Origin of the sequence: Candidatus Symbiopectobacterium sp., assembly GCF_020054415.1 — a bacterium.
Classification (GTDB): Bacteria; Pseudomonadota; Gammaproteobacteria; order Enterobacterales; family Enterobacteriaceae; genus Symbiopectobacterium.
Genome location: NZ_JAHWCO010000455.1, coordinates 1 through 7,909 on the forward strand (window position 1 = coordinate 1; position 7,909 = coordinate 7,909).

A 7,909-nucleotide genomic window follows, 5' to 3' on the forward strand; every position below is an offset into this window, starting at 1 on the left:
CGCTGCTTGAGGGCCTTGTTATAAGAGGGCCAGTTGGTGATTTTAAAATTTTGTTTTGCCATGGAGACCTGATTTTGAAACAACTGTGGTGATCTGCTCCGATGATTACCCAAAAGTTCTATTTATTCAACAAAGCCATCAGTCTTCCAAGCATACGCATGCTGGTTAACTGCATGGACTATACGCTGCTTGCAAAAAACACGGTTGAGCAGGCTGAAAGCATCATACGGAGCGGCGACTACAGTCTGCATTCAGACCAGATCGTCATTAATATGCTTAAGACGCGCATATATGATCTTGACGTTTATAAGCAGGGGCATGCGGCCGGTCAGCCTGTTCACCGTTTGGAGGAAAAAACGTCCCGTAAGAGCGATTCAGCATTTTATTCAATGCACAAACTCGCATGCGAATTGTTCCCGGAATGGAAACATAGCTTCGACGTGCTTGCAGAAGAAGGGGATGCGAAATGATGATTTCCCCTGTTTTTTCAGCGGTCGACACCATGAAAGTCGAAAAAATCAGTTCTCTGAAAAGACGAGATTTATCGTGTAAGGCAAGTGTTATGAAGCGCCGCACGGTAATGCTCTCCCTTAAGGGAGGTGCGTATGTCTGACAACCGTAGAAATATTCCTGGTATTTATTCACCTGATGCCGAGCAGTCTGTTATTGGTGGCTTGATGCTGGATAACGATCGCTGGGATGACGTCGCACTCCATCTGAGTGCTGATGATTTCTTTCTTAAGGTACACAAAGCTATCTTTCAGGAAATGTCCCGGCTGGTATCAGCCGGTAAACCACTTGACCTGATTACGCTTAGTGAAAGCATTGAACGTCGCGGAAAAGACGCTCTTGAGCAACTGGGGGATTCGCTTACCTAGCTGAGCTGGCAAAAAATACGCCGAGTGCAGCAAATATCGTTGCTTACAGTGAGATTGTTGCCAGAAACAGCCGTGGCCGGCAGCTGGCGGCCATTGGTGCTGAGATCACCGAATCAGTTCAAATGCCCGGCACGAATATTGAAAAGCTGATGGAAACCGCCGAGCAGAAAATAACTCGCCTGGCGGAACGAGCTGAGCCTGAACAGGCCGTGACGCTGATTGATGGCATGGAAAAGCTGCTGACGGAGCTGGAACGTCGATGCAATGTGCCCGATGGCATTACAGGCACTCCTACCGGGTTTGATGAGTTTGACGCGATGACCAGTGGTCTGCAGCCAGGTGACCTGGTGCTCATCGCGGCACGCCCCTCAATGGGTAAAAAGGCGTTTCTGATAAGCCTTTTACTCAATTCACTGCAAAAAAAAGTGGGTTCAAAAGGGCAGTTTTACAGCCTTGAGCAGCCCACTTAACAGATTCTGATGCGCATGGTAGCATCACTGGGCAATGTTGATCTTACCCATTTGAAAAGCGGGTTGATGGATGATGAGGACTGGGCTCGTGCCTCATCAGCGGCCAGTTTACTTATGGGCGGTCTCAAAGACAGCTTAATCATCGATGATACAGGCTCACTCACACCGGCGATGCTGCGTATACGCGCACGCCGTAATGCCCGCCGCTATGGTCACCCGTCTATTATCGGGCTTGATTATCTGCAGCTGATGCGCTGTCCTGATCAGGAGAATCGTACGCAGGAAATCGCAGAAATATCCCGTTCCCTGAAAGCGCTGGCCAAAGAGATGGGTTGCCCGGTCGTTGCACTTTCGCAACTTAACCGGAAGCTGGAAAATCGCGCGGATAAGCGGCCAAACAACGGTGATCTGCGTGATTCTGGCTCACTTGAACAGGACGCTGACCTTATTGTTTTTATCTACCGTGACGAGGTTTATCACGAGAAAACTGAAGATAAAGGTGTTGCTGAAATCATTATCAGCAAACAGCGTCAGGGCCCAACAGGCACAATACGCCTGCAGTATGAAGGCCGGTATACCCGCTTTAATGCCATGCACAACCAGGCGGGGAGGTCAGTATGAGCAATGTCAGCAAACTGAACCTGGGCTCTGCGATGTTACAGCGGGGTAGATCGCCTGCTAAGGATAATCTTGGTACTGATACAGCTCAACTGCCGGTCAGTGAGATGGCAATGGTACTGACCCTTGACCAGCTGCGCCCCAACCCCGATAACCCGCGTAAAGGCCGGAATCCACGCTATGAAGAGATCAAAGCTTCGGTGCGTGCACGCGGTCTGGATTCCATACCTAAGGTCACGCGTGATCCTGATGGTGAAGATGTTTATATCTTCAGTGATGGGGGAAACACGCGATATCAGATCATCTGTGAGCTCTGGCAGGAGACCGGGGATGAACGGTTTTACCGTGTTCACACAATTTTCAAACCATGGCCGGGCAGGCTCAAGTGCCTGGTGGGGCATCTGGCTGAGAATGAAGTCAGGGGAGACCTGACTTATATAGAGAAAGCGTTTGGTGTGCATAAAGCGCGCGTCATTTATGAGGAGCAACTGGGCCGCGGTGTAACGTTGAGGGAGCTTTCTGACCTTCTAGGCAAGGAGGGCTATCCGATTGATAACTAGAGTGTAAGCCGGATGGAGGACACGCTTAACTATCTTTATCCTCATATGCCAAGGCTGCTGGAATCGGGTATGAGCCGGGCACAGACTATGCCTCTGCTCAGTCTTCGTTCATCTGCAATGAAGGTCTGGAAAATTTTCAGCGGTGATGTTCAGCACGAAACAGCTCTGGACGAAGTCTTTGGATCGACATGCAAGGGCTTTGATGAACCAGACTGCTATGCACTGGATGTGTTCAGGGATGAATTTATCGGCCAACTGGTTAAGGCATTGCCACATCCGAGCCTTAATTACGATCGTTGGCTGATTGAACTGGACCCGCGCGAACAAAAACGCCGTGAGCAGTTTGGTGAGCCACCACCGTTACCCTCGCTCACACCTCCGCCAGAACGGTCTACTGGCCGAGAACGCGCTGATCCGGATGTGACCATTCTGCCGGCGGATACTTCTTCATCCAAACAGCCAACAGGTCTCCGGAGCGGTACGCTAACGTCATCCGGCCGCCCTGAGCCAGCACCGGACCTGACTTTTAGCACTTCACTGCCTGACGCAGCGTCAGTAACTGCCGGCAGTGAGGCTCGTCGCGAGGTACAGAACGACTTGTTTGGCGGGCGTCCTGTCATCAGCGGTGATAACGAAAATATCACGAAGGAGAATGTGTCCTTATCCTCGCCTGAGTTCGGCGCCGGCTCGCTTGTCTCGGCGTTCACAGATCCGGAAGAGGAATCCTCTGCTGAGGTACTCAGTTCTGTTGCTTTCGCGGCAACAGGGCTGGAACCGGTCAGCGATATCTGGCACATCTCCGCGCTGCAGGATGATACGGAACACCTGCAGGATATGGCATATCGCCTTGTGTTTGAGATTGCCGAAGCCATGGGCTGCACGGACTGTGTGCGTGAAGATAAAAACCCTTTGTCTGCCGGCTTTGCCGTTTCCGACAGCGCCGGCGAATTCAAGCTGTTTCTGGCTGGCATCTCCGGTTCACTACCCAATACTCAGTTCAATATGTTTATGTTTTTCCTTAATTTCTTCGGCTCGCCGGTTCCTTCGGATACGGCCGTTTTTGATGATATTACGGTAGTAAAAACAATGCGCCTTATCCGGGTTATCCGTCGTCTGCGTGAACTGCAACGCCTGGTTGCTCAAGGAGGATAAAATGTCTGATGATCTCAATGATGAAATGGCGCAGGCCAGCACCGCCCTTTTTACTCAGCGCGGTATCGATGCCATACGTGCACAGGTCCAGTGTCTGCGGCCCTCAAAAGAAATCTGCGAATGCTGCGGTGCGGATATTCCCCGTGAACGGCAACGTGCCGTTCACGGTGTGGAGCTCTGTGCCGGATGTCAGGACGTGAAGGAAAAGCAGATGCGTCATCGTTCGGCTGGCGGCAGGGGGAACGGATATGTCTGAGCAGGCAAAAGTCATCGAACGCATCCGGCGCCTGATGGCGCTGGGTACCCGCAACAGTAACCCTCACGAAGCCGCTCGAGCGGTCAGATTGGCTCAGCGACTGATGCAGCGCCATGGCTTGACAGCAGACTTGCTTTCACTCGGTGAGGTCAGCGAGTCCGTGTGTCATGGTCTTAACAGTAATGCCGACAAAGTCCCGGCCTGGTTGAGCTCGCTGGCAACCGTTGTATGCATGGCCACGGGAAGTCGTTGCTGGTTTGGCTGGTATGTCCATACAAGCCTCCAGGGTGTGAACAGCGTGCGCAGGGCACTGCACTTTTACGGTTTTAAAGAACGTCCTGAGGTGGCGAACTACATCTTCACTGTTCTTCAAAGGCAACTGAAGGTCGCTACGGACGCGCATATGTCAGGGTATCGCAAGCGTCGTATCCTTATCGGCACGCTGAGGCGCCGCGCCGACCAGTTCCGGGAGGGCTGGGTCGCCGGCGTCTGGCAGGTGCTCCATTCGTTCGCCCCGACAGAAGGTGAAAATGTCGTGCTCAAACGCTGGCTGGGCCAGCGTCATTCCTGTGAAACTTTGGCAGAACTCAACGTGCGGAACGCAGGAAGGTGCCGCGGTGACAGACTGGCCCGGGAAAAGGGCTTTATGACCGGCCTTGAAACAGAATTACATCAGGGACTAGGCGGCGCACAGGCTCCGCGACAGATCACATCGGAGGAGAATGCACATGACTGACTTTCTTTTATGGAGTGCCTGCCTGCCGGGCTGGTTTTTTGATGTTCTGCTCGTCGCTGACCAGACAATTTCAGGAGGTGGCCTGTGAGCCAGCATAATCTTTCTCAGTCCACCACGGCCATTCTCTCTTCTTATGGACGTTAAGAGCGGTAATATTCGCCGATGTGAGTCGCTGGGGATGTCAGTTGAGGAGATAAGGGCACTCAGTCAGTTGAGCCTTGATGAGTTGCACTATCTCAGTCAGTCGCACGTTTCTGTTCTGGATATCAGCCTGAATCATGAAAATTTCTGGCTGATGCTGAATCAGGTACGCAATGAACTTAAACGCATGCTGATGATTGATCGTGCGCTGGAGCTTGGCGGTTCTATTGAGCTGATTGATAAGTACTTTGGCTTATCGCCTGCGGAGGTCAGCACCCGACGTCGGCTGATGGGAATTGAGTCGCGGCAGGGGCGCACGCAGTCCCTTACGGAACCTCAGGATGCGGCGCTATGGAGCGAGTGGAAAGCGGCCGGACTGTCCTCCCCCGAATCTCATCAGGCACTGGAGGCAATGATGCTGGCTTCTGAACAGCACGGTCTGTCATTGACTGCCGTGTGGAGCCGGGTCAGTCAGTGATGTCGCGAGGCAGGTGCAGCATCACGCCGTGCAGAATCTAACGTGCGTAAGGAGGCGTGATGCAGCTGGGTGATTTCTCTCCCCGTCAGCATGTGTCGCCGGCAGTCAGACGCCGGGCACAGACGTTATTCCGGGCTGCATGCTGCGGACAAAAGGTGTTTCGCCGGCTGACTATGAACGGTTATCTCAAGATAGATGTGGGTCCGTTCTGGCGCATCCTGAGCAAAGATGGCGGACGGCAGTGGTGGCTGATGGATCATGAGACCTACAACCGTGAAATTCGCCGGTAAAGGACGACCGCTGATGACCACACAGTGCCGGGTTTATCCCGGCACTGTGCTGTCTCAGGCAGAAGAGGAGATGATTAAATGACCATTCAGGCCGACAGTATTGTGGCGCACACGCTGTCCAGAATGCAGAAAAATCTTGAGCGGCGGTCAGATACCGGTGATGTCAGCCAGGAGCGCAGCGGCCTGCTGTTTATGGGCAACGTGCACGATGCTTTTCCGCGCAGGCTGTTTCTGGACACTCGCCTTTCACCGCTCGATAAAACCGCCTAGGTGATGATCCGGCTTTATGCTCAGCAGAATGAGGGAGCCATTTTTCCTACTTATGATGAGCTCCAGGCCCAGCTCGCATCAGCACATTCAGATAAGGCATCCAGGGACACGGTCAGTCGCGTTCTGCTGATGCTGCGCCTCACCGGCTGGCTCATCCTATGTAAGCGCGTACGTGATGACCGCGGCCGGGTAAGGGGGAACATTTATGCACAGCATGATGAGCCTCTGGGTTACCGTGATGCTGAAACCTTCGACCCGGGCTGGCTGACGTTGGTCGAAGACAGCTGTCTCAGCAGGAACAAAGCCGTACGGATGACGGCGCTGGCCGTGGTCAATGACATCCTCCAGGATACGGGGATGCGGCATCGCCACAACCGCCTTGCGCTAATTGAGAGCCGGCTTGGTGCACCGGATACGCCTGTACAGATGTTCCGTCAGCGGCATACTGAACAGCAGAGTCCGAAAAACGGACTCAGTAAGAAAAGCATAAAAAACAGCCAGAATTCACAGAGTCCGGAAAACAGACTCAGTACACTTCAGACAGATAAAACACCGGGTCAGGAATCAGGCCTAAGTGATAAATCAACGACTTACACCGGAGTCCGAAATCCGGACTGTAACGTACGTTCTTTCACACAGAGTGTGAATAAAAAAACGTACGTACCCTGCGGAAACCACCATCTGCCTGATGATTTTCTGAACGGGCTGAACAGTGAAGATCGTAACATGCTGACTTCTCAGATGGCCTCACTGCCGGAGGTTATCGCAAAGGCCCTTGCTGGCATGCTGCAAGAACAACTGCAACGGGGCAAACTGGGCAACCCTGCTGGCTGTTTTCCATGCTATGTCGGGCGCGAAACGGTGAGCTCAAATTGAACGACGAGACGACTAAGCGCGATACCGATGTTGAGCCTGCGCGTCTGATGGAGGCGCATAAAGTCCCTCTAGCCAATTTACCGGCAATGCCCGTCAGTCGTCCTTCACAGGAGGAAGTTAAGGCAATGATTGCTTCGATTCGAAGAAAAGTCAGCAACTGAATTTTATGGTCTTAAGTCGGAGCCAAGATGTATGTGCATTCTATATGTTCAAAAAGCTAGCTTGCTGCGGGGCGCAGCAAGACTGAAAATTGTACAGGAGTGTTGTTGATGTAATGGCCTTGCCAAAGGAAAAGGAGTATTGAATTGCTCAAATAATGAGCTTGCTGCGGGGTGCAGAAAGGTTAAAAAATGAACAGCTCAATAATTTCATGCTTATGATTAAGAGTTTTACCTTGTTGTAAGTGCACAGGTTTCAGGACTATGCCTGCTCATCTTAACTGATACAGGTGACGACAACGATGGCAGATCAAAAATTAACAAAGACTGGTTCGCTTCAGTCAGAGATGACAATTGCGCTCCACACAAACTATGCAATAGGTTTATGGCAGGGCCGCAAACCGGGTAAACAGGAGGGAGATGCTCCGGTTAAGCATGGCATTATTGGAATGCCGCAGTTTTTTCATCGTGCAACGCTTATAAACCAGGACTCGCTCACAAACAATCCGTGGGCAGATGAAGCCATGTACAGGCTTGAAGAAAAGCTGAAAGCAGCCGCTGAAACAATGTCTGAATTGATACAAAAGCTTGACCAGGAGGTCGCCTTATTACCCAAAGGAGTAACTCTTACAGAAGTGGCATCAGTTGAACCTCTCGACATTCAGGTCTTTACACGTACTCCTCTGGGTTACCGATGTGTATTTCTTCTTGTTGGATTTGACCAGTTTGCAAAAAAGGTACTCCAAGCATCTCATTATGGTTTGATCACCCGTAACGCGCGCGATTCATATCTCAGTGAAGGGGGAAGATTACTGCGTCAGATTTATGGAACAGTGCTCTCATATCGTAGAGTGGAAGCTACCCGATTAGATGCTGCGGAGAATAATGTGTATTAGTCGCGACTAGATCTGACACTGGACCTTGAAAGGTTGAGAGTTACCGGTTTTGATATGGGTGCCTAATCCTTAAACAAAACGCGAGGTAACTCTCATGCTTCATACTAACAATCCCATTATCAAACACAAA

General features: G+C 51.6%; 4 protein-coding genes and 5 pseudogenes. All 9 read left to right on the forward strand.

The window, feature by feature from the left end; genetic code table 11:
• Positions 1 to 137 precede the first annotated feature (137 nt).
• A pseudogene (locus tag QZ506_RS13225) lies at positions 138 to 470 on the forward strand (ParA family protein); the annotation flags it as partial.
• A gap of 135 nt (positions 471 to 605) precedes the next feature.
• Positions 606 to 1,969 (forward strand): annotated as a pseudogene (gene dnaB-PI / locus QZ506_RS13230) (SPI-7-type island replicative DNA helicase).
• Positions 1,966 to 3,678 (forward strand): annotated as a pseudogene (locus QZ506_RS13235) (ParB family protein). Before dnaB-PI ends, QZ506_RS13235 begins: the two co-directional pseudogenes overlap by 4 nt.
• Position 3,679: 1 nt before the next feature.
• Positions 3,680 to 3,934: a TraR/DksA C4-type zinc finger protein gene (locus QZ506_RS13240; RefSeq protein WP_291971620.1), complete on the forward strand. Its 255-nt coding sequence runs from the start codon at positions 3,680 to 3,682 to the stop codon at positions 3,932 to 3,934.
• A complete protein-coding gene (locus QZ506_RS13245) occupies positions 3,927 to 4,670 on the forward strand; it encodes a DUF2786 domain-containing protein (protein WP_291971622.1) in 744 nt (247 codons plus the stop codon). Before QZ506_RS13240 ends, QZ506_RS13245 begins: the two co-directional genes overlap by 8 nt.
• An 84-nt stretch (positions 4,671 to 4,754) precedes the next feature.
• Positions 4,755 to 5,289 (forward strand): annotated as a pseudogene (locus tag QZ506_RS13250) (DUF2857 domain-containing protein).
• 59 nt (positions 5,290 to 5,348) lie between these two features.
• Entirely contained in the window at positions 5,349 to 5,579 is a 231-nt protein-coding gene (locus tag QZ506_RS13255; protein WP_291971624.1) for a hypothetical protein, read from the forward strand.
• 78 nt (positions 5,580 to 5,657) lie between these two features.
• Positions 5,658 to 6,886: pseudogene (locus QZ506_RS13260) on the forward strand (STY4528 family pathogenicity island replication protein).
• Positions 6,887 to 7,185: 299 nt separating this feature from the next.
• A complete protein-coding gene (locus tag QZ506_RS13265) occupies positions 7,186 to 7,779 on the forward strand; it encodes a PFL_4669 family integrating conjugative element protein (protein WP_291971626.1) in 594 nt (197 codons plus the stop codon).
• Positions 7,780 to 7,909 lie beyond the last annotated feature (130 nt).

What these genes read in the sequence shown, in the direction of transcription:
- QZ506_RS13265 (WP_291971626.1), top strand. Translation starts at nt 7,186, where the DNA reads ATGGCAGATCAAAAATTAACAAAGACTGGTTCGCTTCAGTCAGAGATG.
- QZ506_RS13240 (WP_291971620.1), top strand. Translation starts at nt 3,680, where the DNA reads ATGTCTGATGATCTCAATGATGAAATGGCGCAGGCCAGCACCGCCCTT.
- QZ506_RS13255 (WP_291971624.1), top strand. Translation starts at nt 5,349, where the DNA reads ATGCAGCTGGGTGATTTCTCTCCCCGTCAGCATGTGTCGCCGGCAGTC.
- QZ506_RS13245 (WP_291971622.1), top strand. Translation starts at nt 3,927, where the DNA reads ATGTCTGAGCAGGCAAAAGTCATCGAACGCATCCGGCGCCTGATGGCG.